Here is a 24,246-nt window from a genome sequence, read left to right as displayed (position 1 = left end):
TGTCCTGGCTGGACAAGAGGAAGGCGACGGTCGGTGCCGATGGCCCTCCACCACTACGTAGGGGACAAGGACGAAGTCCTGCCGCTCCGCGGGAGCAGGCCCAGCCCTTCCCGCGGCCCGAACTGCCCGCCAACTCCCCGCACCCGCCTACTCGGCACGGCCGAAACACTGCACGACACGTGCCGGGTCATCCGGCACCGCACGGTCGGCAGGCCCGTGGTCCCCACCGTGCCCGAACAGCCGCGGCCACGGACCGGTCAGCAGAACGGCCGGGCACGCGCGGCCGCCGTGCCGCCCTGGAACGCACGGCCCCGCCCGCGGTCCGCAGCGCCGGACTCCGTTGTGGGGAACGGCGAGAACTCCCACCGCCACACTCGTTGCGCACCGGACGCACCCATGGCCTCAGCGCGCTATGACGTGTCCCGGTAGAGCATCGCGGCCAGCTTCGTAAAAACCTAGCCTGAAGGCATGTCTCTCGCTTGCCGCTGTCGAGATCTGAGTCGATGTCGTACGACGGCGGTGGCACCTTCGACGACGGGATGCCCGGCATGACCTCGACACTGCTCACTGCCCGCGGCGCCGATCGCCGCGGGCTCGTTCTGGTCGTGCTCTGTTTCGTCCAGTTCATGCTCATCCTGGACGACAACGTGGTGAGCATCGCGCTCCCCAGCATCCGGGACGATCTCGGCTTCAGCTCCGCCGGTCTGGCGTGGGTGGTCAACGCGTACTTCCTCGCGTTCGGCGGGCTCCTGCTGCTGTTCGGCCGCATGGCCGACTTACTGGGCCGGCGCCGGATCTTCCTCATCGGCGTCTCGCTGTTCAGCGGCGCGAGCCTCTTGTGCGGTCTCGCGCAGGAGCCCTGGCAACTGATCCTCGGACGGCTCGTCCAGGGCTCGGGGTCCGCGATGGCCGGCCCCGCGGCACTGTCGCTGATCACGCTTCTGTACCCGGGCGACCTGGAGCGGGCCAAGGCACTGGGCATCTGGGGCGGCATCGCCGGCCTGGGCAGCACGTTCGGTCTGGTGATCTCCGGCGCGCTCACCGGACTCGCCTCGTGGCGCTGGATCTTCTTCATCAACCTTCCGGTGGCCGTCGTCGCCCTCGCGCTGCTCCCCCGCCTGATCGACGAGAGCCGCGCCACCGGGCGCACACGCCTGGACGTGCCTGGCGCCGTGCTGGGCGCCCTCGCCGTGGTCTCCCTGGTCCACGGCCTGCTCCAGGCCGGTGATCAGGGTTGGCGCCACGTCACCAGTTACGGACCGCTGATCCTCGCCGTGGGCCTGGTCGCCGCGTTCGTCGTGGTCGAGTCCCGCACGACCGATCCGTTGGTCTCGCTGGAATTCCTGTCCGTCCGGACACGCGCCGTCGGCAACGCCGCGACCCTGATCTTCTCCGCGGCCCTCTTCGCGATGGCCTTCCTGTTGATGATCCACCTGCAGACGGTCGTCGGCTACGGGCCGCTCAAGGCAGGCTTCGCGTACATGCCGTTCTGCGCGGGACTGCTGGCCGGCATGTGGGGCGCCTCCCGCGTGGTGATCAAGTTCGGGTTCCGTCCGAGCCTGATGGTGTCGTTCCTGATCACCGCCGCCGGGTTCGTGATGATGTCCGGCATCGAGGTGAGCGACAGCTACGTCACCGGCATCCTGCCGGGCATGCTCCTGACCAGCCTCGGCTGCGGCCTGAGCCTGCCGGTACTGAGCATGGCGGCGGTGTCCGGGACGACCGAGGAGAACGCGGGACTCGGCGCCGCTCTCTTCAGCTCCGTCCAGCAGATCGGTGGCGCCTCCGGTGTGGCGGTGCTCGTCATGCTGGCCACCCGTCGCACGGATTCCGTCTCGGATTCCGTCTCGGATTCCAAGGACTCCGTGCAGGCCGCCACGGAGGGCTACTCGTTCGGCATGCTCATCGCCGCCGGCTTCGTCGTGGTCTGCGGGATCATCGTCGCCACGCTGCTCGGCAAGGTTCCGGTCGGGGGCGAACAGCCTCGGCCCGAGGAGCGTGAGACCGCCCGGCAGTAGAGAGGCACCGCGCTCTTGAGCCTCTGGGGAGGGGTACGGCGTCGAACGTGTCCGGCCCGGTCGCGGAATGCGGCCGGGCCGACGCATGTCACGCTGCACGAAGCGGCGGCGGGCTGGTGCCTCCTGGCAGAGGACCCGGCCCGCTGCGGCTACAGCGACCGGGCGTTGTGGATCAGGCGTCCTCCATGGCTGAACGGGCTCGTCGGCCGCAGCGACGGTGCTTCGATCGCACTGGCGTACGTACAGCAACACCCTGCCGGCGGCGCAGCCGTCCTGACGCCCATGCGTTCGTCGCGCCGGAGTCCCTGGCAGGGATCAGGAGAGCCCGTGCGTCCTTCGAGGCCGGGGGGCCGTCCCGGCGGCTCGCACGGTTCCACGACGCCCCCGGCACCGTCATCTGCTAGTGGCCGGATGTGTGGCTCTCGCCGGAGCTCAGCGGCCGGGCCGTCGAGAACGGGCTGTCGGCCATCACGGGCCCGAGGCTCATGATCCGGGGCGCCGGGGACGAGTACGCCACGCTCCGTCAGCTCGACGCCCTGGAGCGGGCCTCGGCGGCGAGGCCCGACGGGTCGTGCTACTCCGGCGGGTAGGCGGGGCTCGCGGACTGCGGCCACTCACGGCATCTCGAACGGCCCGTGGAGACACAGGGCATGACAGTCCGCTTCCTGGCCGCGACGGTGCCGGCAATGTCTGCGTCGTGGGTGAGCGGGTAGCTCAGCGACTGGGCGACGAATCGCACCGCGAGCGCGAGCGCGGCGAACCCTACGATCCACCACGCCTTTGACTCGTCGGGTTCGTCCTCCGGCAGGGCGACGGCGAGCGGGTGGATCACGAAGAACGTTCCCAAGGAGGCGACGCCCGCAAGCGCCGGTATCGCCACTCCGGGCGCTGTGCGGTCCCGCACAGGGCGCAGCAGGGCCCACAGCGCTGGGCCTTCTCTCCGTCCCGACAACGCCCGGCGCACGGTCCCCGGGACCTGCTATTGCCGTACCGGAATGCCCACCGGAGTTCCGCCTGCCAGCAGCCGTCCAGCAATGATCGCGGCACTGCTCCGCACCCCGTACCGGTCGTAGAGGCGCTGCAGACGGGAATCGATCACGCGGGCAGACATGCCGAGGTGTATCGCTGTCTCTTTGCCACGGTGACCTTTGACAATGAGAGAGAATCTCAATTTGCCGTGCACTGAGGTGCATTGCCTCTCCGGAACGAGCGCAAGTGGCGCCATTGCAACAACATTGGCCGAACGTAACTGCGCCTCGTAAGAGGTCAAGCACTCATATTTCTTGCCCATCAGGCCTCGGCCCGGCGGAATTCCATTGCTCCGGCGGTAGTCCCCGCCCGCGCCTCACTCGGCCCCGTCCCCGTCCCCGTCATCGTCCCCGGCGTCATCGCCCCCGGCCGAGCCGGCGGGAGTGAGATCGCCCTTGAGGTATCGCCTCGGGGAGGTGCCGAGGGTCCTTCGGAACGCCGCGAGGAACGCGCTCGCGGTCGTGTACCCCACGGCGTGCGCTACGTGCGACACCGGGCGGCCCTCGGCGAGCAGGGGCAACGCGGCCCGCAGCCTCAGATGAGTACGCCAGCGCTCGAAGTTCATGCCGGTGTTCTGGACGAAGAGCCGCGTCATGGTCCGGCGGCTCACGCCGACGGCCCGTGCGTGCGCCTCCAGGCTGCGTCCGTCCGCAGGATCCCGGAGCAGCGCGTTGGCCACGGCGCGCACACGGTCGTCGCTGGGGTGCGGCACCTCCAGCGGGGTGACCGGCAAGGGGCGCAGCAGGTCCAGCACGACCCCCTCGGCCCGCTGCCGCGCGGCGTCCACCAGATCGTCCCGGCCCAGGTACTCGATCAAGTGCGCGAGGAGCCCGTCGACCCCGACCGGCGTGGGCTCGGTCCAGTCGACACCGCACCGCTCCGGGTCCAGGTAGAGGCTGCCCAGCACGGCGTCGCGGGTCGCGCCGGTCCGGTGCACGACTCCGGCCGGCACCCACAGCGCCCGGTTGGGCGGCAGCACCCAGTAGTCGTCGGCGACGCCGATCCCCAACACACCGCTGCGGGTCCAGGCCAGCTGATGGTGGGTGTGGCTGTGCGCGGGGAGCCACTGTCCTGGCGCAAGGGGGAAGTGGGCGACGAGGATCGCCGCGCCGGAGGCCGGGACGGTGTCGCCCGGGTCCTCGGCGGCCGCGTCGGGGGTGGGCCCTGTGGCGGTGTTCCCGGCGGCGGTCACGAAAGCCTCACCCACGTCTGCAGCATCTCTCCGGAACCCGGCACACCGCGACGCCATTCGCGGGGCCGCGGCATCGCCGTGCGCACGGGTCCGTACCCTATCGCGCCCGCCCGCAGCGGTCGGCGCCACGCGAGACGGGCCGTCGCAAGCCGGTCAGGGGATCGAATTACGGCATTCACCCAGGGCTTTTCGGACGCGGACCGGATTCGGATGCGCCTCCAGCTGCCCACCATTCCGACTGCCCGGCGATCCGGACAGTGACCTCGCCCGCGAGGGCCAGTCCCGGACCGTCCGGACCGTCCGGCCGGCCGACCGGGCCCGAGGCCGCCGGCCAGTGGGGCGCCCGGTGGTGCAGCCGCCGGGCGAGCGCCCCCATCGCGAACGAGGCACGAAGCACCCAGAAGCCACTCCGTGCGCTCGGAGCGGCGAGACGGAGAGACGGAGAGACGGAGAGGGAGAGAAGGGGAGAGGAAGAGGCAGCGAGGTGGAGCATGCCGGTGCCCGCGCCGGAAATCCGGGAACGGCGAATACGTCGCTCACGGCCACGGGCGATGAGACGGCGACCGGTGACGAACGTGATCCGCGACTGCGCGGCGCGGCCGACGGGCGCTGCGGCCGACACGGCACCCGTGACGGTGACCGGCGCGCTCCGCGGCTTGCCCACCTCGGTTCCCGGACGGCTTCGCCGCCTCGGTTCCCACGGGATTGCGCGGGTTCGGCTCCCTTGGCCGGAAGGCCGCCTCTGACCTGGAGCTTCTGGACTCGGCGGCCGCTCACGAACCGCTCAAAACGACAGGTAAACTCTGGACGCGTGACTGCTGTGTCTGCGAAGCCTCGTATCCCCAATGTCCTGGCTGGCCGCTATGCCTCCACGGAGCTGGCCGTCCTCTGGTCCCCCGAGCAGAAGGTGAAGCTGGAACGCCAGCTGTGGCTGGCGGTGCTGCGCGCTCAGAAGGACCTCGGGATCGAGGTACCGGACGCCGCGCTCGCCGATTACGAACGTGTCGTCGACCAGGTGGACCTGGCTTCGATCGCCGAGCGTGAGAAGGTCACCCGGCACGACGTCAAGGCCCGGATCGAAGAGTTCAACGCCCTCGCCGGCCACGAGCAGGTCCACAAGGGCATGACGTCCCGGGACCTCACCGAGAACGTCGAGCAGTTGCAGATCCGGCTCTCCCTGGAGCTGATGCGCGACCGCACGGTGGCGGTCCTGGCCAGGCTCGGCAAGCTGGCGGGCGAGTACCGCGAGCTGGTCATGGCCGGTCGCTCCCACAACGTCGCAGCGCAGGCGACCACGCTCGGCAAGCGGTTCGCAACCGCGGCCGACGAGCTCCTGGTGGCGTACGGCCGGCTCGAAGACCTGCTCGGCCGCTACCCGCTGCGGGGCATCAAGGGCCCCGTCGGCACGGCACAGGACATGCTCGACCTGCTGGACGGCGACGCCGGGAAGCTCGCCGACCTCGAACAGCGCATCGCCACGCACCTGGGCTTCGCCCAGGCCTTCACCTCGGTCGGCCAGGTCTACCCCCGCTCGCTCGACTACGACGTGGTGACCGCGCTGGTCCAGCTCGCCGCGGCTCCGTCCTCGGTCGCCAAGACGATCCGTCTGATGGCCGGGCACGAGCTGGTGACCGAGGGCTTCAAGCCGGGTCAGGTCGGCTCGTCCGCGATGCCGCACAAGATGAACACCCGGTCCTGCGAGCGCGTCAACGGCCTGATGGTGATCCTGCGTGGCTACGCGTCGATGACCGGCGAGCTGGCGGGCGACCAGTGGAACGAGGGCGATGTGTCCTGCTCCGTGGTCCGTCGGGTGGCGCTCCCGGACGCCTTCTTCGCGTTCGACGGTCTGCTGGAGACCTTCCTGACGGTCCTCGACGAATTCGGGGCGTTCCCGGCCGTCGTCGCCCGTGAGCTGGATCGCTACCTCCCGTTCCTCGCTACGACCAAGGTTCTGATGGGCGCGGTGCGCGCGGGTGTCGGCCGTGAGGTCGCCCACGAGGCGATCAAGGAGAACGCCGTCGCCTCTGCCCTGGCCATGCGCGAGCAGGGCGCCGAGCGCAATGAGCTGCTCGACAAGCTGGCCGCCGACGACCGCATCCCGCTGGACCGCGCGCAGCTCGATGCGCTGATGGCCGACAAGCTCTCCTTCACCGGTGCCGCGAGCGACCAGGTCACGGCGCTGATCTCCCGTATCGAGGAGATCGCCAAGCAGCACCCCGAGGCCGCCGCGTACACACCGGGCTCCATCCTCTGACGGCCACGACCTCAGCCGGATGACACCCGAAGAGCTCCGGACCGCCTGCGACCGCACCGTTCCCGATGTGGTCGCAGGCGGTCTGCGTGTGCTGTTCTGCGGAATCAACCCGAGCCTGACGACCGGGGCGACGGGCCACCACTTCGCCCACCCCGGCAACCGGTTCTGGCCGGTGCTCCACCGGTCGGGCTTCACGCCCCGGCAGTTGAAGCCGGCCGAACAGACCGAACTGCTGCGCTACGGCCTCGGCATCACCAATGTGGTCGCCAGGGCCACCGCCCGGGCGGACGAGCTGTCCGCCGAGGAGTTCCGTGAGGGCGGACGGATCCTGGCCGCCAAGGTCGAACTGCTACGACCGCAGTGGCTGGCCGTCGTGGGGGTCACGGCGTACCGCACGGCCTTCGGCAGACGCACCGCCCGGATCGGCCCGCAGGATCACACGATCGGCGACGCCCGCGTCTGGGCCCTGCCCAACCCCAGCGGCCTCAACGCCCACTGGACCGCCCGGACCATGGCCGAGGAGTACGGCCGCCTCCTGGCCTGCGTCGACCACGACACCGGCACCCCCGACGTGCCGGCTCCCCCCTCTGACCCCGCTGTCCCCACGGAAGACCGCTGAGTCCCCTGCGCCGCCCCGAGCGCTCCGCACTCCTCACCTCGCGGGCCCGCTTGCGGCCATGAACCAGGCGCTGATCCGACAGACACGACCCGACCGCCACCACACACGAACCTTGCCATCCGCCCGACCGCCCAACCCCCTGACCGCCCAACCACCTGACCACCTGACGACCTGACGACCTGACGACCTGACGACCTGACGACCTGACGACAGCCTGCTCATGTCACGGCGGGTCGATCTCCGTCACCACGACATTCAGCTCGCACCCCGGCCCTTCCTCCTCCAGGTACAGCCCGATGCCGATCCATCGGTCCTCGACCCTCCAGAGCTGGAGGAACTCGCAGCCCGCGACCGTATCGGCCCATGCCTCCGGTATCTCCTCGCCGACGATCATCCGCTCCTGCGCGCTCCACAGGCTGATCGACTGCGGCTCCCCCCAGCGACCGGCGAGCAGCGTCAGCAGGGCATCATGCTCTGCCAGGCACTGGGCCCGGTGCTCAAGTCGCCGCGCCTCGTCATCGTCCCAGTGATCGACTTCCGCGTGCAGGGACACCGTGTGGTAGCCGGGCCCGCTGACTCCCGAGCCTGACCGGGTGCGTTCCGTGGGAAAGTCCGAGGTGCGCATCGCATCGATGAGGCGGAGGTGATGTGCGGTGGTCATGCCGCCAGTAAACCGCGCAGCACTGACAAGCCGCTCCTCGCCATGACCTTTGAGGCGCTTTCAGCCACCCGCACCCGCATTGGATTCGTGGGAGCCAGGCAGTTGGCAGCCGAACAGCCGGCTACGCATCCCTTCGCCGGATCGCCCACCAGCCTGCCAGGAGCGCGGCCGCCGCCCAGGCCGCCGTCACCGCGAGCCCGCCCCAGGGTCCGAGACTTCCCCCGGGGTCCTGGTGGAGCACCAACTGTCCTGCCCGGTCCGGCAGATATTGCGCGGCACCGCCTGCGACGTCACCGACCACGAAGGAGACTATGAGGACGAACGGGATGAGGAGGCTGAGGACGGCTACGGCGCTGCGCAGCACCACAGTCAATCCGGCCGCGAACAGAGCCATCAGCGCCAGGTAGATCCCTCCTCCGAAGGCCGCCCGCAGAGCGCCCGGCTCCCCCAGACCGATCGCGTACTTGCCCATGAACAGTTGTCCCACGAGGAAGGCTCCGAAGCTGGTGACGAGTCCGACAACCAGCGCCAGGACCCCGACGACAGTGATCTTGGCGGCGTAGAAGAGGTTGCGGCGCGGAACAGCGGCGAGCGATATACGCAGGGCTCCGTTGAGGTACTCGGAGGAGAGCGCGGTCGCACCGAAACTGATGGCGGCGATCTGGCCGAAGTTCAGTGCGTAGAAAGCGTCGAAGACCGGCTCGGCATCGACGTTGTCCGCCTCGGCCTGGCCGACGATCGAGAAGGCGAGCACGGTGATGGCCAAGGTCACGAGGAGGACGGCTATCAGTGAACCCAGTACGGACCGGACCGATCTGATCTTGATCCACTCGGAGTGCAGCACTGCTGTGGTCGTCATGGTCAGGGCTCCTGACGGTTGGCGGACGAGGTCGAGGCCGATGCGAATTCCGCGGCGCCGGCGGTGAGGTCGAGGTAGGCCTGCTCCAACGTGGCCTGCTCGTCGGTGAGTTCGAGGATGGGAATGCCTTCCGTTGCGGCTATCGCGCCGATCTGCCCGGCCTTCACGCCGTCGATGGTCCAGGAGCCGTCGTCGCCCTGCGAAGGCTCATGTCCCTTGCGGATCAGGACGTCACGCAGCCGCGTGGACTCGGTCGTACGCACCCGCGCCCGGGGCCTGCTGCGGGAGTCCAGGAACTCCTGCATCGGCAGGTCGGCGAGGAGCCGTCCCCGGCCGAGAATCACGAGGTGATCGGCGAACGAAGAGGTCTCGTTCATCAGATGGCTGGAGACCAGGACCGTTCGGCCCTCACGGGCAAGCCGCTTCATCAGTTCCCGTATCCAGATGATGCCTTCGGGATCGAGGCCGTTCGACGGCTCGTCCAGCATCACGACCTCCGGGTCGCCCAGCAGCGCGGCCGCTATGCCCAGTCGCTGTCGCATGCCGAGGGAGAAGGTCTTGATCCGGGCTCCGCCGACCGCGCCGAGTCCGGCCTCCTCCAGAACCTCGTCGACCCTGCGCACACCGAGCCGATTGCTGACCGCCAGGGCCAACAGGTGGTTCCGCGCGGTGCGGGAGCCGTGGGCGGCCTGGGCGTCCAGCAGTGCGCCCACCCGACGCAGCGGATCGTCGAGGGTGGCGTAGAGCTGTCCGCCGATCGTGGCCGTGCCACCGGTGGGCCGATCCAGGCCGAGAACGAGTCTCATCGTGGTGGACTTGCCTGCGCCGTTGGGACCGAGAAAGCCGGTGACGCGCCCCGGTCGCACGCTGAACGTGAGATTGTCCACGGCACGGGTCGTTCCGAATTCCTTGGTGACTTCCTGCACGTCGATGCTGGTCATGTCCTCAGCCTGGCGGCCACTCCCGGGTCGTCGCCTCCCCCGCCGGTGGGGAACGTCTCCCTCTTCCGGGGGAGCCGCCGCGCAAGTGGGGGCTGACACGATGGCCTCATGTTCCGCCTCCTGCGCCCGCTCGCCGCCTCAGTCACCTACACCCGGTGGCTGCATCTCCTCATCCCGGGTGCGGGCTACAGCTTGTGGATGTTCATATCGTCGGATTCCCCTTGGGCGCCCGTGCTCTTCGCCGTTCCGGTCGGGCTGTTGCCCGGCATACGGCTGGCCGAGGGGGTGCAGGCACAACTTCTGCTCGCTCCGGAACAGCGAGGCAGAGCCGATGCCAGCATCTCCGCGGTCGCTGCGGCCACTTGGTCCGATCGCTGGAGAACCGTGCTGTGGCTGGAGACTCGGATATTGCTCGCCGTTCCCGTGTGGTTCGCGACGGTGTGGCTGCCGGCCACCTCGGTGGATCTCGTTCTCACCGCGACCGGAAACGGGCCGAGCGACCAATGGCTGGTCCGGAGAGTGGAGCCGCACTGGTGGTACGCCTTGCTCGCTCCCCTGCCGCTCCTGGCCATGCTCGCCGTCGTCGTGTTGAGTGGCCGGCTCATCACCGGGGCCGCCGAGCGGCTTCTCGGCCCCTCGCCGGTGCAGCGGCTGACCGCTCTGGAGGAACGCACCGAGCAGTTGCTGGAGCGCAACCGCATCGCACGCGAGCTGCACGACTCGATCGGGCACGCGTTGACGGTCGCGGTCGTACAGGCCGGCGCGGCCCGGGCGGCTCAGGACCCGGACTTCACCGAACGGGCTCTGGCCGCGATCGAGGAGACGGGCCGGGACGCGCTCGACGACCTGGAGCGGGTTCTGCGGGTGCTGCGCGAATCGGGGACGCCGGTGGGGCAGCGGCCGACGCTGGCGGAGGCGGACCGGCTCCTGGACTCCGCGCGCGGTTCGGGCGCGGAGATCGACGCGGACGTGTCCGGTCCGCTGGAGCAGGTTCCGGGAGCGGTCTCCCGCGAGGGGTACCGCATCCTTCAGGAGTCCCTCACCAATGTGCTGCGTCATTCGGGCAAGGTCCCCGTCCGTGTACGGATTGCCGTCGCCGACGGCCGGCTGGAGTTGGAGGTGATCAATCCGCTCAGTGACCCGGCAGCAAATCCGGGTGGCGGGAGCGGGCTGCGGGGCATCCGGGAGCGGGCGGCGCTGCTTGGCGGGAGGGCCGAGACCGGTCCGCACAAGGGGGAATGGCGCGTTCGCGCGAGGCTCCCGTTGGACGGCATGAGGACTGCCCCGTAGTCCTTGGCGGATCGGGCCCGGCGCCGGAAGCCACACGTCGCGTGGTGGAGATCGGCACACCGGATGCGAGCAGCTCTTGCGACAGCGGGGAGAGACGCTGCGGCTGACGTCGTGCGCACACCGGAGGCCATGGGACTGCCCTTAGGGTGGCCCAATGCCGGTTAGCGTACTTCTGGTCGACGACGAACCCCTCGTCCGTGCGGGTCTGCGCGCGGTCCTTGAGGCTCAGCCCGATATCGAGGTGGTGGGCGAGGCGGGCGACGGTGCAGCCGTGATCCCGCTGCTGCACCAGCTGCGGCCGGACGTGGTGGCCATGGATGTCAGGATGCCGTTGATGGACGGCATCGAGGCCACGCGGGTGGTACTGCGCACGGTGCCGAATCCGCCGAAGATCCTCGTGGTGACCACCTTCGAGAACGACGAGTACGTATACGAGGCGCTGCGCGCCGGCGCGGACGGCTTCCTCATCAAACGTGCCCGGCCCTCCGAGATCGTGAATGCGGTGCGTCTGGTGGCCGAGGGCGAGTCGCTGCTCTTCCCGGCGGCGGTCAGGCAGCTAGCCGCCGAGTACGGGACGAGCAAGGCGCGCGCGGCCATGGACCGGGCAGCGCTCACCGAACGGGAGTCCACGGTCCTCCGGCTAATGGCCCGCGGCCTGTCCAACGCCGAGATCGCCGCCAAACTCGTGGTCGGCGTCGAGACGGTGAAGACCCATGTCAGTGCGGTGCTGGCCAAGTTGGGGGCCAGAGACCGCACGCAGGCGGTGATCGCGGCGTACGAATCCGGGTTCGTCGCCCCGGGCTGAGGTCCCCGCCCGGGGAATCCCACCGCGGCCCACGGTCGCCCCGTACCTGGGCAGCGAGTACCATCCGCCTGACATGCGCCAAAGCTGGGAGGACACACCGTGGGCCGGCTGACCGGTGGGGATCCGTCACTGTTGCGACGCATCAATTCCGCGGTGGTGCTGCACGCTCTGCGCGGCGCCGACTCCCCGACGCTGACGGACCTGACCCGGATCACCGGGCTGTCCCGGCCGACGGTCGAGGGCGTCATGGAGGGGCTCTTCGAGGCCGGACTGGTCGTCGAGTCGGTGCCCGACGGGGGCGAGACCCGACGTCAGGGGCGGCCGGCCCGCCGGTTCCGGTTCCGTGCCGAGGCCGGGCATCTGCTCGGCATCGAGATCGGCCCGCACCGCGTCTCCGCCCTCCTGTCGGGGCTGGACGGCCGGATCATCGGCGCGGGCGCCCGTGAGGTGTCGGAGACCGCCTGCGCCGACGACCGGCTCGACAAGGTCCGGGCCGTGGTGGCGGACCTCCTGCGGCGGACGGGCGTGGCCAGGAGCAGTCTGCGCGCGGTGGGAGTGGGCAGTCCCGGCATCGTGGAGGCCGACGGCACGGTCCGGCTGGGAACCGCTCTGCCCGGCTGGACGGGTCTGGCGCTGGGCGAGCGGCTGAGGCGGTCCTTCCGCTGCCCCGTCCTGGTGGAGAACGACGCCAATGCCGCGGCGGTGGCGGAGCACTGGAAGGGTGCGGCCACCGAGTCCGACGACATCGTGTTCGTGCTGGCGGGGCTGAGTCCGGGTGCCGGTTCGCTGATCGGCGGGCGGCTGCACCGTGGATTCGGCGGTGCGGCGGGCGAGATCGGCGCACTGCATCTGCTCGGGCGGGAAGTGACCCCGGAGCGACTGCTGTCCACGACGGACACTCCGCTGGATCCGCTGGACGAGGTCGCGGTCGCCGATGTGTTCGCGGAGGCCCGGCGCGGCGATGTCCGCGCGCAGGCGGCGGTAGAGCGCTTCATTCAGCGCCTGGTGCACGATGTGGCGGCGCTGGCACTGGCCCTGGACCCCGAGCTGGTGGTGGTGGGCGGCTGGGCCACCGGGCTGGACGATGTGCTCGATCCGCTCCGCGGCGAGCTGGCCCGCTACTGTCTCCGGCCGCCGCGGGTCACGCTGTCGCTGCTCGGCGAGGCGGCGGTGGCCACCGGTGCGCTGCGGCTGGCTCTCGACCACGTCGAGGAGCAGCTCTTCGCGGTGGAGGGAACGGTGACGGCCCGCCGCTGAGTGCGACGGGCCGTGCGTGCCGATGGATGGTGCGTACCGACGGACGACGCGTACCACCGGACGGTGTGTACCGACGTGTACCGGTGGGTGGAACCGGCTTCGGTCAGGAGGCCTGGCGCTCCTGGTCGTGGTGACTGATCTCCAGGTCGCCCGAGTCACCGAAGGTGAGCCGGCAGGTGTCGGCCCGGTACGTGGCGACGGAAAGCGCGGCGGTGCCGCCCGCCGCGAGGTAGCGGGTGGTGACGACGAGCACGGGGGCTCCGGGCAGCCGGTCGAGCTCCTTGGCGTCGTCCACGCGTGCCGAGCCGAGCTCCACCGACCGGTCCTGGCCGTCGAGGCCGAGGCGGTGCAGCTCGCGCAGGACACGACGGGCCCGGGCTGGCCCGGACGGGGCGTCGATCGCGGAGAGTTCGGGCACGGACGAGGACGGCACGTACAGCAGCTCCGCCGCGACGGCCTGCCCGTTCGTCACCCGGATCCGGCGCACGATGTGCACCGGCTCTTCGGCTTCCACGTCGAGCACGGCTGCCACTGACGGCGGCGCGACCGCCACCGCGCAGTCCACCGGCTGCCAGGCCTCCGCCGGACCGCCACCGGACCAGTCCCGCTGCGCCGTGGAGACGGCGACCCCGACGCGCGGCGGGGCGACGGTGGTCCCGACGCCACGGCGGCGCTGGAGCCTTCCTTCGAGTTCGAGCTGTTCCAGAGCCTGCCGGAGCGTGGCTCGGGCGACTCCGAACCGGGCGGCGAGCTCGCGCTCGTTGGGCAGGATCTCCCCCACCGCAAAGTCCGAGTCGAGTGCCTCACTGAGCACGGTCTTGAGGTGCCAGTACTTCGGCTCCTGCACCGATTCCAGCTGCGTGGTCCCCACCCTGTCCTCCGCAATCACCCAGCGGCTATTCCGCGACGTTATTTATTAAAGGTTCCTGTCTTAACGTTGAGACCATAGGACGGTACACACCCTTGGTCAAGACCAATCCTGGGTCGGTGACGGAGCGAAACGGGTCTCTGCCGCAGAGCGTTCACAGGACGTTCGTGGTGCCGTGAGGCGAGCGCAGCAATGAGCCCCACGGCCGGGCAGGACGTGGGGCTTCGGGCCGGGGCGGCGCGCAGACCGGCGGTCAGGCGCTCGCCGCCCCTCCGGACCGCTCCGGGAGGTCGGCGAAGCGAGTGAGCTTGTCAGGGTTGCGCACGATGTATACGCACTGGATGAGCCCGTCCTCGATGTCGAGCTGAACGACCGAGTCGACCTTCCCGCCCAGGAACAGCAGCAGGCCCGGCCCGCCGTTGAGCTCCAGCAACCGGGAGTCGAGGTCCTCGGTCTGTCCGTGGGCGATGGCGAAGAGGAAGCGCCCGACCTTGTCGGCGCTCTCGATGATCCGCAGCGGCGCCCTGGACTTTCCGCCACTGTCCCCGACGAGCCGCGCGTCGGGCGCGAGCAGGGCCAGCAGTTCCTCGATGTCGCCGCCCGCCGCCGCGGCGAGGAACCGTTCGGTGAGGTCACGGCGGTGTGCCGGGTCGACGTCGTACCGCGGCTTGCGCTCCTCCACATGGTGCCGCGCGCGTCCGGCCAGCTGGCGCACCGCGGCCTCGGTGCGGTCCAGGGCGGTGGCGATCTCCGCGTACGGGAAGCCGAAGGCCTCGCGCAGCACGAAGACGGCTCGCTCCAGCGGCGAAAGGGACTCCAGAACCACCAGTACCGCGACCGACACCGAGTCGGCCAGCACCGCCTGCTCCGCGGTGTCGGGAACGGCTGGTCCGAAGTCGGTGACGACCGGCTCCGGCAGCCACGGCCCGACGTACGACTCGCGTCGTGACTGCACCTGCCGCAGCCGGTCGATGGCGAGGCGGGTGATGATCCTCACGAGAAAGGCGCGCGGCTCCCGCACGTCCTCGCGGGACGCGGAGGACCAGCGCAGCCAGGCCTCCTGCACCACGTCCTCGGCATCGGCGATCCGGCCGAGCATGCGGTAGGCAACGCCGGTGAGCACGGGGCGGTGGCTCTCGAAGACATCGGTCGCGGTGTCGGCTGTCACTCCTCCATCCCAGCCGACCTGCCGCACCCTGTCCAGCGCGAATCGCCCGCCCCTCTTGAAGTGCCGGCTACTGAACGGTAATTGTTATTGACAAGACGTCTAAGTCGCCTTCAGGCATGGCCCGTTCATGCCGGACCAACCCGGGAGCACCAGCATGGCCACCACGGTCTCGTTCAGCGTCGACTCACCTCAAGGGCCCCGGACGGTGTCCGTGGCGTACGAACGGACCGGTGCCGGCGAGCCGCTGCTGCTGCTCCACGGCATCGGCCACCACCGTCAGGCCTGGGACCCGGTGTTGTCCGTGCTCGCCGTGGAACGCGATGTGACAGCAATCGACCTCCCCGGCTTCGGCGTCTCGCCGGAACTGCCTGACGGACTGCCGTACGACCTGCCGACGATGGTCGGGGTGCTCGGCGCATTCTGCGCGCAGATCGGTCTGGACCGACCGCACGTGGCGGGCAATTCGCTGGGCGGGCTGCTGGCGCTGTCGCTCGGACGGGAGAAGCTCGTACGGTCGGTGACCGCGCTCTCGCCCGCGGGTTTCTGGACCGAGGGCGAGCGTCGCTATGCGTTCGGGACACTGCGGGCCATGCGGCGCGCCGCGTTGTCGATGCCGGTGCCGCTGATCGAGCGGCTCTCGCACAGCGCCGCCGGGCGCACGGCCCTGACCAGCACCATCTACGCCCGGCCCGGCCGCCGTTCGCCCGCGGCCGTCGTCGCGGAGACCCTCGCACTACGCGAGGCGACCGGATTCCACCGGACGCTCGCCTCCGGGGGAAGCGTCGCGTTCACCGACGACGTCCAGGGGCTGCCGGTGACCGTCGCCTGGGGCAGCCGGGACCGGATACTGCTGCGCCGGCAGGGAATCAGGGCCAAACGCACGATCCCCGGCGCCCGGCTGGTCCGGCTTCCCGGCTGCGGTCATGTGCCGATGAACGACGATCCGGCGCGGGTGGCGCGCGTCATTCTCGACACCAGTCGCTGACGGCGTACCGGGCGCCGGATCCGTACCCCGGGGCGCCGCCCTCCGGGACAGCACACCCGATCCGAGGGCGACTCCCAGCCCGACCAGAAGGCTGCCGCCGACCTGTGCGACGCCGTACGAACCGGCGTCGACCAGCGGTGCGGTGAGGGCGGCGGAGACCGGAATCAGGCCGGAGAAGAGCGTGGCGCGCTCGGCGCCGATGCGCTGCATGCCCATGTACCAGCAGACGAAACCGATGACGGTGACCACTGCCGCCTGCCACAGCAGGGCGATCGCCTCCGCCCCGGTGGGTGTCCGCAGGACCTCGCCGCCGTCCAGGACGAGGCCGAGGCAGACCGACTCGGCGGCGGCGAGACCGCAGACCGTGGCGGACAGCAGCTTCGGTCCGAGCGGACGCAGGACCGGTACGGCGATGACGGCGAAGCCGACCTCGCCCGCCAGCGCGCCGGCCGAACAGAGGATTCCCGGCAGGTCAGTGCGGCCCCAGCCCTGAACGACGAAGGCCCCGGCGGCGACGAGCGCGGCCGCGCACAGGACCGTACGCGTGGGCCGGCGGCGGTCCATGAGCGGTGCGAGTACCGCGACGAAGATCGGTGCGCAGCCGACGAACACCCCCGGAACGGCGGGTTCCGCGGAGCGTTCCGCGCCGAGTACGGCGAGGTTGAAACCGACCATCCCGATGGCTGCCAGCAGCGCGAGCCGTCCCCACTGACGCACGGTCACGGTGCGCAGCACGGCGGCCGGCCGGGCCCCCTTGTCGCGGGCCAGGACAAGTACGAGCAGGAGTGCGGCGAGGCCGTAGCGCAGCGCCTGGCCGCCCGCGTACGGATAGTCGCCCAGGACACTGTTGGCGGTGAATGACGCACCCACGAGGATGCAGGCGAAGGCGGCCAGGAGCGCCCCGCGCAGAGAGCTGATGTTCATGGCATCGACGCTAGGCAGCCGGGCGGTCCGGTTTAAGGTCCACTCCCATGATGTCTTCGGGGACCAATTCGCGGCCGGACCGCGCTCGGGGCGGGGAGTTCGGCACCGCCGCCTGGGAGTTGCTGCTTCCGGCCGCCGCGGCGCCGGCCCGCCGGCGTGGCCGTGCCCTTCAGTCGGCCCTGCGCGAAGCCGTGCGCTCCGGTCGTCTCGTTCCGGGTACGCGGCTGCCGTCCAGCCGTGCGCTGGCCGCCGATCTGCGGGTGTCGCGCGGGCTGGTCACAGAGGCGTACGAGCAGCTCACGGCCGAGGGCTACCTGCGCAGCGGCCGTGGCGCGGGCACCTGGGTGAGCGAGGCGGTTCGGGCTCCGGTGCCGGGGGCGCGTGATCTCGCGCCACGGGCCGAGGGCGTGCGCGTGGACTTCCGGCCCGGCACGCCCGATCTGTCGCTGTTCCCGCGCGGTGCCTGGGCCGCGGCCCATCGCTCGGTGCTCGGCCGGCTGCCGCACGGCGCGCTCGGCTACCCCGATCCGCGCGGGCTGCCCGTCCTGCGGGAGGCCTTGGCGGCGCTGCTTTCCAGACGCCGTGGTGTGGTCGCCGATCCGGAGCGCCTGGTGGTGTGCTCCGGCGTGGCGCAGGCGACGACTCTGCTGGGGTTCGTGCTGCACGGGCGGGGGATGCGGTCCGTCGGCGTCGAGGATCCCGGGAGCCCCGAACACTCCGCGCTGTTCGCCTCCGCGGGCATCACCACCGTCGGCCTGCCGCTCGACGACGAGGGGCTGGCGCCCGAGCCCCTCGTACGCTCGGGCGTGCGCGCCGTCGTCACCACTCCGGCGCACCAGTTTCCCACCGGGATCGCCTACTCGGCCGCCCGCCGCGGCCGGCTTCTGGAATGGGCGCGGGCCGCGGACGGGCTGATCGTGGAGGACGACTACGACGGCGACTTCCGCTACGACCGCGCACCCGTCGGCGCACTTCAGGGACTCGATCCGGAGCACGTCGCGTACACCGGCTCGGTGAGCAAGTCGCTGGCGCCCGGGCTCCGGCTGGGCTGGCTTCTCGCACCGGCGGACATGACCGACGAGATCGTCGCCCGCAAGCGCACGATGGATCTGGGCAATCCGGCGGTCGACCAGGCGGTCCTCGCCGACTTCATCACCCGCGGCGGCTACGACCGGCAGTTGCGCCGCTGTCAGCGCGCCTATCGCGAGCGCCGCGACACGCTCACCTCGATGCTGGCCGAACACTTCCCCGGAACCGAGGTGAGCGGGATCGCCGCGGGTCTCCACATCATCGCCGCGCTGCCCGAGCGGTACGGCCCGGAGGCGGTGTTCATGGCGCGCGCGGCCGATGCGGGTGTCGCTCTGCGGCCGCTCGGCGCCTGCGGCACCCAGCCCGGCGAGGACGGGGCGGTGCGTCTGGTGCTCGGTTACGCGCATCTGGCTCCGGCGGACATCGAGCGGGGCGTGCGCCTGCTGGCGGCGGCGCACCGGGGCGCGAACGGACGGGCTGCCGGCGGCGGTGGCCGGGTGTTCATCTGAGGTTGGTGTGCCCGCCGCCGACGGGAACGAGGGTGGGGACGCCAGACCGGTCACCCGTTCGTTCCGCTGACCACTGCCCCGGAGGCGCCTCGATGTCGTACCGTCCGCGATTCCCGTCCCCCGCCCGCCGCAGCGTGCTGCGCGGTTCGCTCGCCGCGTCGGCCGCGCTCGCGCTGCCCGCGGTGGGTTCCGCGGCCCCTGCCTTCGCGCTGTCCGGGCGGCCGCGCGCGGCGTGGGGTGTACAGGTGGGTGATGTCACCTCGTCGTCCGCGCTGGTCTGGGTGCGGTCGGACCGGCCGGCCCGGATGATCGTGGAGACTTCGGCTACGGAGTCGTTCCGGCGGGCCCGCACCTGGCACGGGCCGCTCGTCGGATCCGGCACCGACTTCACCGGCACGACACCGCTGTACGGACTGCCGCCGGGCGAGCAGGTGCACTACCGGGTGACGCTCGCCGATCCCCACGACCCCCGCCGCACCGGCGAGCCGGTGCGCGGAACCTTCCGGACGGCGCCTGCCCGGCGCCGCGACGGGGTGCGCTTCCTGTGGTCGGGCGACATCGCGGGGCAGGGCTGGGGAATCAACCCGGACATCGGCGGCTACGCGGTGTACGACGAGATGCGCCGTCTCGATCCGGACTTCTTCCTCTGCAGCGGTGACAACATCTACGCGGACGGGGTGATCGAGCCCAGCGTGACGCTGCCCGACGGGCGGGTCTGGCGCAATGTCACCACCGAGGAGAAGGCGAAGGTCGCCGAGACCCTCGCCGAGTACCGCGGGAACTTCCGCTACAACCTGCTCGATCACAATCTCCGTGAGTTCAACGCGCAGGTCCCTTCGATCGTTCAGTGGGACGACCACGAGGTACGCAACAACTGGTATCCCGGGCAGATCCTCGACGACACCCGGTACACCGAGAAGAACGTGGATGTGCTGGCGGCCCGTTCGATGCGGGCGTTCCGCGAGTACTTCCCGGTGTCCACGCTGCATGCCCCTTCCGGGGAGGGCCGGATGCACCGCGTGGTGCGGCACGGTCCGCTGCTCGATGTGTTCGTCCTCGACATGCGGTCCTTCCGCAACGCCAACTCCCCGGGCCGGCAGGCCGACGACACGACGGGCATCCTCGGTGCCGAGCAGCTGCGTTGGCTCAAGCACGAGTTGTCCCGGTCCCGCGCGGTGTGGAAGGTGATCGCCGCGGACATGCCGCTGGGACTGGTGGTCACCGACGGTGCGACGGACTTCGAGGCGGTCGCCCAGGGCGATCCCGGGGCCCCGCTCGGCCGTGAACTGCAGATCGCGGAACTGCTGCGGTACATCAAGCACCGCCGGATCACCGGCACGGTCTGGCTGACGGCGGACGTGCACTACACGTCGGCGCAGCACTACGAACCGGAGCGTGCGGCGTTCAAGGACTTCGCGCCGTTCTGGGAGTTCGTTTCGGGGCCGCTGGCCGCCGGTCAGTTCCAGGCGAACGAGCTCGACGCGACGTTCGGTCCCGACCGGGTCTTCGTCCGGGCGCCGGACCGGGCGAACGTGTCTCCGATGGAGTCGCCGCAGTACTTCGGAGAGGTCGACATCGACGGCGACAGCGGCGAGTTGACCGTGCGGCTGAGGGCGCAGGGCGGCTCCGTACTGTTCAGCAAGGTGCTGCAGCCGGGGCGCGTCGGGCAGTGAACCACGCCCGGCGACGGGCCCCCGGGTGATGGGTGGGGGCCGATTGTCAGTGGTGGGATCTACGGTTTTTCCATGACCCGATCCGTTCAGGCATTGGCCTACGCACGCCCGTCAGCCCTGGAGTCCTCGCAGTCGGGGCAGCTCCTCGGGCTGGAGACCTCCGGTGGCCTCACACCGCGGGGCGCCGAGTCCCATCCCCGGTTCTTCTCCGGCTTTCTCACCTCGCCGGGGATCGCCGCCCGGGGCCTGCTGGCCGTGGCGGACGTGGCGTCCACGCGCTACTACCAACGCACCTTGCCTTCGTCGCTCGATCCGGTGGTGACGGGCAACGGCGACCGGCTGCGCTTCGAGTCGTTCTCGGGCTGCTGCGGGGTGTACGCACGCCTCGACGTGCTGCAGGACGGTCTGGACGGTGCGCGGACGGGTCACGGCACGACGAATGTGGATGTCAACAATCCGCTGCGGGAGGCGCTTTCGCGGATAGCGGGGGACGATCCGCTGCATCTGCGGGTGGGACCGGACGAGATGGCCGTCACCACTCTGGACGGCCCGGTCGTGGAGAAGAAGGTGCCGCTGCCCGACCGGTGGCTGCGCGGCTTCGCCGAGGCCCAGGTGGTATCGGCCGGTTTCGACCTGCGGGCCGAGCTGCCGGCCGCCGAGGCCGTCCGGTTCCTCCGTTCGCTGCCGCGTTCGTCGGGGAACGCCTCGCGTGGTGCCCGGTGGGTGGTTCCCGCCGGGAAGACGCTGCGGCCGACGACCCGGCCGGTGGCCGGGGCGGTGTGTCTGCCTGGGCCGGAGCGGCTGGTGGCGATGCAGCGGGTACTGCGTCATGCCACGACGTTGCGGGTGTACGGGCCGGTCGCCGACGGGGCGGCGACCGCGAGCGCCTGGGAGGTCGTGCTGCCGGGCATGCGTCTCACCCTGACGCTCTCGCCCGATGCCGCACGCGGTTTCTCGGGCGAGGGCGGCGTGCTCGACGCGCTGGCCACCGATGACGCCGCGGCCGACGCCGAGCTGGTGTCCGTGCTGCTGGCCTGGGAGCCCCGGATCGACACCGCCGATCTGGCGGAGCAGTCGGGTCTCACGGTGGAGCGCGTACGGGCCGCGCTCACCCGGCTGGGGACGGCGGGCCGGGTCGGCTACGACCTCGCCGACGCGGCCTACTTCCACCGCGAGCTGCCGTACGACGCGGACCGGGTCGAGCGGCACAATCCGCGCCTGGTGGCGGCCCGGCAGCTGGCCGGCTCGGATGCGGTCGTGCTCGACGGGGACGTGGCGACCGTGATCTCGGGAGAACGCCGCTATCAGGTGAGGGAGCAGAACGGCATGCTGAGTTGTACCTGCCAGTGGTGGGCGGACTATCGCGGGCGGCGGGGCCCGTGCAAGCACGCTCTCGCTGTCCGTATGGTCCGTCGCGCCGCGCCGGTCGCCGGAGGTGTGCGATGAACGAGCTCCTCACCGCGGTACGGGAATCGCGTGCGCACGACGTGCCGGACCTGCTGGCCGGGATGGACCGGGAGGAACGCAGGGCGGCGCTGGCCGAGCTGAAGGCGATCCGGAAGGAGGTGCGGAACTGGTCCTGGGACAAGCAGGACAAGGTCAGCAAGGCCCTGCTGGTGGCCGGTGCGGGCTGCCAGACGGGCGCTGCCGCGTGCGCCGCCTGGATCGGCAGCCGGGACCTGGCCGGCTGGGGCCGTTCGCCCTTCCCACTGGTCCTCGCGGTCCTGTCGGACCGTGACCCGGCGTGGCTCGGTGATGTCGCGCACCGGCTGGCGGCCCGGCCCGCGACCGCGGAGACCACGTACGAACTGACCTCCGGGCTGGTGAAGAAGGCTCAGTGCCCCGTGCCCACGACGGACGGCTTCGTGCGGGGCTGGGCCGAGTCGCTCTCGGCCGCGCAGTGGCATCGCCGCAAGTCGCGGCCCCTCGCCGAGACGCTCCGTACCGACCCGTTCGCTGCCACCCTGCTGCCACGGATCTTCGAACTGACGGAGCTGCCGCCACCGATGCTCTGGCCCGAAGACGCGGGCGATCCGCACCGGTGGGCCGCCACGCTGGCCGCTCTCCCCGAGGACGGCCTGATGGAGCGGCCGGTGCTCGTGGAAGCCTGTGTGACCCGGCTGCTGCGCGGTGGCAAGGCCAACGAAGTGCGGTTCTTCCTCAGTCTGCTGCGCAAGCTCGAACTGACCGAGCAGGAGGAGTCCGAGCGGGTCGCGGACTGGACCGGGATGGCCGCGGACGGCCTCTCCACCGTGGCCGGTCACGCCCAGGGGGTGCTCGCCCGGCTGGACGGGCGCGGTGAGCTTTCCGTACGGTCCCTGGCGGACATCTCGGCTTCCGTACTGTTCCGTACCGAGAAGAAGCTGGTCCGGTCCCAGCTCGTGCTGCTCGGCAAGGTACTGCGCCGCGATCCGTCGGCGGCCGACGAGCTGCTGCCCGTCGTCACGAGTGCCTTCGAGCACGAGGACATCGACATCCAGGAGCGGGCGCTCAAGCTCGTGGCCCGGCACCTGCCCGACGCCGGGGCCCCGGTTCGGGAAGAACTCGCCCTGTCGGCCGCGCTGCTGGGCCCGGCTCACCGCACGACGGTGGCCGAGGTCTTCGGCGGTCCGGCGGCCGGGCAGTCCGGGACGCAGGATTACGAGGAACTGCTGCCCCCGGTACCGGAACCGCAGCCACTCGATCCGGCGCCTGCGACGCTGCCCGAGCTGGTCGAGGAGGTGGTGGCCCTGATCAGGTCGGCAGGGCCGGACGTCACCTCCTTCGAGCGGGCCCTGGACGGGCTGGTGCGCCATGCCCACAGCGACCGGTCGGCGCTGACCGACGCACTGCGTGACGCGCTGGCGGGTGAGTGGTGGGTCGACGGCGAACCGCCGTCGCAGACCGAGCGGGGTCTCCGCTCGGAGACGAGCATCAGGGTCGTCGTGGCCACGCTGCTCGGACGGGTGTCGGCACGGGCGGTGAAGGAGGAACGTGAGTCCTGGACCGGCACGGGGACCTGCGTCCACGCCGCGCTGGACGGCATCCTGAAGGCCCGGCTGTGGGAAGCGGCCGACGCGGTACTGACCGGCGGCACTCCCTTCCTGCTCGCCACCCCCACCTGGCACACCGGCTCGCTCGACCCGGCCGTGCTGGTCGAACGGCTGGGCACCTGCCGGCGGCTCGGGGCCCGGCCCGGCGAGGCCGACTTCGCCCAGGCCCTGCTGCGTGTGCGGCGGGGAGATCAGCTCGGGGCCGCCGAGGCGGCGGCGCTGCTCGGCACCCCTGAAGGCGACCGGCTGGCGGCATGGCTGCGGGCCGACGAACCGCTCGCGCGGGTGTACCGCTTCGATCTGGAGAAGAAGGTCCGGCAGGGGCAGACGGTCGTCCGGTCGTCGCGCGCGCTGATGGCCAGCCGGGAACGCCCGTTCATCGAGGAGGAGTTCCCTCGTTCCTTCCACTGGCTCGGCCGGCCGCAGGTGCCGGAGCACACACACTGTTACCACTGGGACGGCCGCCCGGACCAGTGGACCGCCACCCTGCCCGAGGACGCCGGGACACTGGCCGCCTGGCTGTTGCCGAACATCGCGACCGGTGTGGTCGAGGAGATACGCGACACCCTCCGGCCGCTCCTGCTGCTGGCCGAACAGGACGCGCCCGCGGGGGAGGCCGTCAGTCTGATGGTGGCGTACGGACTGGGGGCCCGGCATCCGGAGGACCGGCTGCTGGCGGTGGACGCCCTGCTGATTCTGGCCGCCCGGCAGCAGCTCGACGCCGCGCTGCTCGGCGAGCAGTTGGCGACCCTCCTCGGAAACGGTCTGATCAAGCCCAACCGACTCGCGGATTCCGCCCGTACCGCCGCCACCACCGGGGCGTACCGGACGGTGCTGTCCGCGCTGGCCGGCGCCCTGCCGGGACTGCTGGCGCAGGAGAAGGCGCCTCGTGGACTGAGCGACCTGCTCTCCGTGGCGGCCGAGTGCGCGGAGCACTGTGGTGCGGTGGGCGGTGGGGAGCCGATACCCGGCGTCGCCGAAGCGGCCGGGCGCGGCGGATCGTCGCAGTTGGTACGTCAGGCGGTACGACTGAATGCCGCCTGGAAGCAAGGCTGACGCGTCCGCACCGCAGCCCCGGGACAAGGCCGAAGCGCAGCCCTCCAACAAGGAGAAAGTGGTCAATAAGGGACTAG

General features: G+C 70.8%; 20 protein-coding genes and 1 pseudogene. 12 read left to right on the top strand and 9 right to left on the bottom strand.

What is annotated here, in order from left to right; all coding sequences use genetic code 11:
* The first annotated feature begins 548 nt into the window (after nucleotides 1-548).
* Complete coding sequence (locus ACGF8B_RS35695; RefSeq protein ID WP_392746466.1) at nucleotides 549-2,018, top strand: MFS transporter; 1,470 nt, start codon at nucleotides 549-551, stop codon at nucleotides 2,016-2,018.
* A 413-nt stretch (nucleotides 2,019-2,431) separates the two neighbouring features.
* On the top strand, nucleotides 2,432-2,608 hold the full coding sequence (locus ACGF8B_RS35690; RefSeq protein ID WP_392746452.1) for a hypothetical protein: 177 nt from the start codon (nucleotides 2,432-2,434) through the stop codon (nucleotides 2,606-2,608).
* Here ACGF8B_RS35690 and ACGF8B_RS35685 read toward each other — a convergent pair.
* From ACGF8B_RS35685 to ACGF8B_RS35675, 3 genes are all read right to left on the bottom strand, one after another.
* Entirely contained in the window at nucleotides 2,593-2,898 is a 306-nt protein-coding gene (locus ACGF8B_RS35685) for a hypothetical protein (RefSeq protein WP_392746451.1), read from the bottom strand. The two genes, ACGF8B_RS35690 and ACGF8B_RS35685, sit on opposite strands and share 16 nt — an antisense overlap.
* 99 nt (nucleotides 2,899-2,997) lie before the next feature.
* Nucleotides 2,998-3,129, bottom strand: coding sequence for a hypothetical protein (locus tag ACGF8B_RS35680; RefSeq protein WP_392746449.1), 132 nt, complete (start codon nucleotides 3,127-3,129; stop codon nucleotides 2,998-3,000).
* A gap of 234 nt (nucleotides 3,130-3,363) precedes the next feature.
* Nucleotides 3,364-4,149: a helix-turn-helix domain-containing protein gene (locus tag ACGF8B_RS35675; RefSeq protein WP_392746464.1), complete on the bottom strand. Its 786-nt coding sequence runs from the start codon at nucleotides 4,147-4,149 to the stop codon at nucleotides 3,364-3,366.
* 901 nt (nucleotides 4,150-5,050) lie between these two features.
* Between ACGF8B_RS35675 and purB the strand changes: the two genes are divergently transcribed.
* Entirely contained in the window at nucleotides 5,051-6,493 is a 1,443-nt protein-coding gene (purB, locus tag ACGF8B_RS35670) for an adenylosuccinate lyase (protein ID WP_266618510.1), read from the top strand.
* A gap of 19 nt (nucleotides 6,494-6,512) precedes the next feature.
* A complete protein-coding gene (gene mug, locus ACGF8B_RS35665; RefSeq protein ID WP_392746447.1) occupies nucleotides 6,513-7,112 on the top strand; it encodes a G/U mismatch-specific DNA glycosylase in 600 nt (199 codons plus the stop codon).
* Between the two features lie 223 nt (nucleotides 7,113-7,335).
* On the opposite strand, the gene ACGF8B_RS35660 is transcribed toward mug, so the two are convergent.
* From ACGF8B_RS35660 to ACGF8B_RS35650, 3 genes are all read right to left on the bottom strand, one after another.
* The gene (locus ACGF8B_RS35660) at nucleotides 7,336-7,773 is read right to left on the bottom strand and encodes a hypothetical protein (protein ID WP_392746446.1); all 438 of its coding nucleotides are present in this window, start codon (nucleotides 7,771-7,773) and stop codon (nucleotides 7,336-7,338) included.
* Nucleotides 7,774-7,894: 121 nt separating this feature from the next.
* A complete protein-coding gene (locus ACGF8B_RS35655; RefSeq protein WP_392746444.1) occupies nucleotides 7,895-8,632 on the bottom strand; it encodes an ABC transporter permease in 738 nt (245 codons plus the stop codon).
* A gap of 2 nt (nucleotides 8,633-8,634) precedes the next feature.
* Nucleotides 8,635-9,573, bottom strand: coding sequence for an ATP-binding cassette domain-containing protein (locus tag ACGF8B_RS35650; protein ID WP_392746442.1), 939 nt, complete (start codon nucleotides 9,571-9,573; stop codon nucleotides 8,635-8,637).
* A 108-nt stretch (nucleotides 9,574-9,681) separates the two neighbouring features.
* On the opposite strand from ACGF8B_RS35650, the gene ACGF8B_RS35645 reads away from it, so the two are divergent.
* The 3 genes from ACGF8B_RS35645 to ACGF8B_RS35635 all read left to right on the top strand — a co-directional run bounded on the left by ACGF8B_RS35645 (nucleotide 9,682) and on the right by ACGF8B_RS35635 (nucleotide 12,925).
* Nucleotides 9,682-10,863 (top strand): sensor histidine kinase, encoded by a 1,182-nt coding sequence (locus tag ACGF8B_RS35645; protein ID WP_392746440.1) that lies wholly within the window; start codon nucleotides 9,682-9,684, stop codon nucleotides 10,861-10,863.
* Nucleotides 10,864-11,017: 154 nt separating this feature from the next.
* Nucleotides 11,018-11,668: a response regulator transcription factor gene (locus ACGF8B_RS35640; RefSeq protein ID WP_259934545.1), complete on the top strand. Its 651-nt coding sequence runs from the start codon at nucleotides 11,018-11,020 to the stop codon at nucleotides 11,666-11,668.
* Between the two features lie 99 nt (nucleotides 11,669-11,767).
* Nucleotides 11,768-12,925 (top strand): ROK family protein, encoded by a 1,158-nt coding sequence (locus ACGF8B_RS35635; RefSeq protein WP_392746439.1) that lies wholly within the window; start codon nucleotides 11,768-11,770, stop codon nucleotides 12,923-12,925.
* Between the two features lie 103 nt (nucleotides 12,926-13,028).
* Here the strand turns inward: ACGF8B_RS35635 and ACGF8B_RS35630 are convergent, their stop codons facing one another.
* Both ACGF8B_RS35630 and sigJ read right to left on the bottom strand, forming a co-directional pair.
* Nucleotides 13,029-13,796 carry a GntR family transcriptional regulator gene (locus ACGF8B_RS35630; RefSeq protein ID WP_392746437.1) on the bottom strand — a complete coding sequence of 256 codons (768 nt, stop codon included), beginning with the start codon at nucleotides 13,794-13,796 and terminating at the stop codon, nucleotides 13,029-13,031.
* Between the two features lie 250 nt (nucleotides 13,797-14,046).
* Nucleotides 14,047-14,961: an RNA polymerase sigma factor SigJ gene (gene sigJ / locus ACGF8B_RS35625; RefSeq protein WP_392746436.1), complete on the bottom strand. Its 915-nt coding sequence runs from the start codon at nucleotides 14,959-14,961 to the stop codon at nucleotides 14,047-14,049.
* A 154-nt stretch (nucleotides 14,962-15,115) separates the two neighbouring features.
* Between sigJ and ACGF8B_RS35620 the strand changes: the two genes are divergently transcribed.
* Entirely contained in the window at nucleotides 15,116-15,946 is an 831-nt protein-coding gene (locus ACGF8B_RS35620) for an alpha/beta fold hydrolase (RefSeq protein ID WP_392746434.1), read from the top strand.
* A gap of 123 nt (nucleotides 15,947-16,069) precedes the next feature.
* Here ACGF8B_RS35620 and ACGF8B_RS35615 read toward each other — a convergent pair.
* A pseudogene (locus tag ACGF8B_RS35615) lies at nucleotides 16,070-16,870 on the bottom strand (DMT family transporter); the annotation flags it as partial.
* A gap of 47 nt (nucleotides 16,871-16,917) precedes the next feature.
* Here ACGF8B_RS35615 and ACGF8B_RS35610 point away from each other — a divergent pair.
* The 4 genes from ACGF8B_RS35610 to ACGF8B_RS35595 all read left to right on the top strand — a co-directional run bounded on the left by ACGF8B_RS35610 (nucleotide 16,918) and on the right by ACGF8B_RS35595 (nucleotide 24,169).
* Complete coding sequence (locus tag ACGF8B_RS35610) at nucleotides 16,918-18,408, top strand: PLP-dependent aminotransferase family protein (protein ID WP_392746433.1); 1,491 nt, start codon at nucleotides 16,918-16,920, stop codon at nucleotides 18,406-18,408.
* A gap of 92 nt (nucleotides 18,409-18,500) precedes the next feature.
* Nucleotides 18,501-20,081, top strand: a complete 1,581-nt coding sequence (locus ACGF8B_RS35605) for an alkaline phosphatase D family protein (RefSeq protein ID WP_392746431.1) — start codon at nucleotides 18,501-18,503, stop codon at nucleotides 20,079-20,081.
* Between the two features lie 72 nt (nucleotides 20,082-20,153).
* Nucleotides 20,154-21,527 carry an SWIM zinc finger family protein gene (locus tag ACGF8B_RS35600; RefSeq protein ID WP_392746430.1) on the top strand — a complete coding sequence of 458 codons (1,374 nt, stop codon included), beginning with the start codon at nucleotides 20,154-20,156 and terminating at the stop codon, nucleotides 21,525-21,527.
* A complete protein-coding gene (locus ACGF8B_RS35595; RefSeq protein WP_392746428.1) occupies nucleotides 21,524-24,169 on the top strand; it encodes a DUF6493 family protein in 2,646 nt (881 codons plus the stop codon). Before ACGF8B_RS35600 ends, ACGF8B_RS35595 begins: the two co-directional genes overlap by 4 nt.
* The last annotated feature ends 77 nt before the right edge of the window (nucleotides 24,170-24,246 follow it).

The sequence above is a fragment of the Streptomyces sp. NPDC047917 genome, assembly GCF_043204345.1.
GTDB lineage: Bacteria > Actinomycetota > Actinomycetes > Streptomycetales > Streptomycetaceae > Streptomyces > Streptomyces sanglieri.
This window is presented reverse-complemented; position numbering and strand designations above follow the sequence as displayed.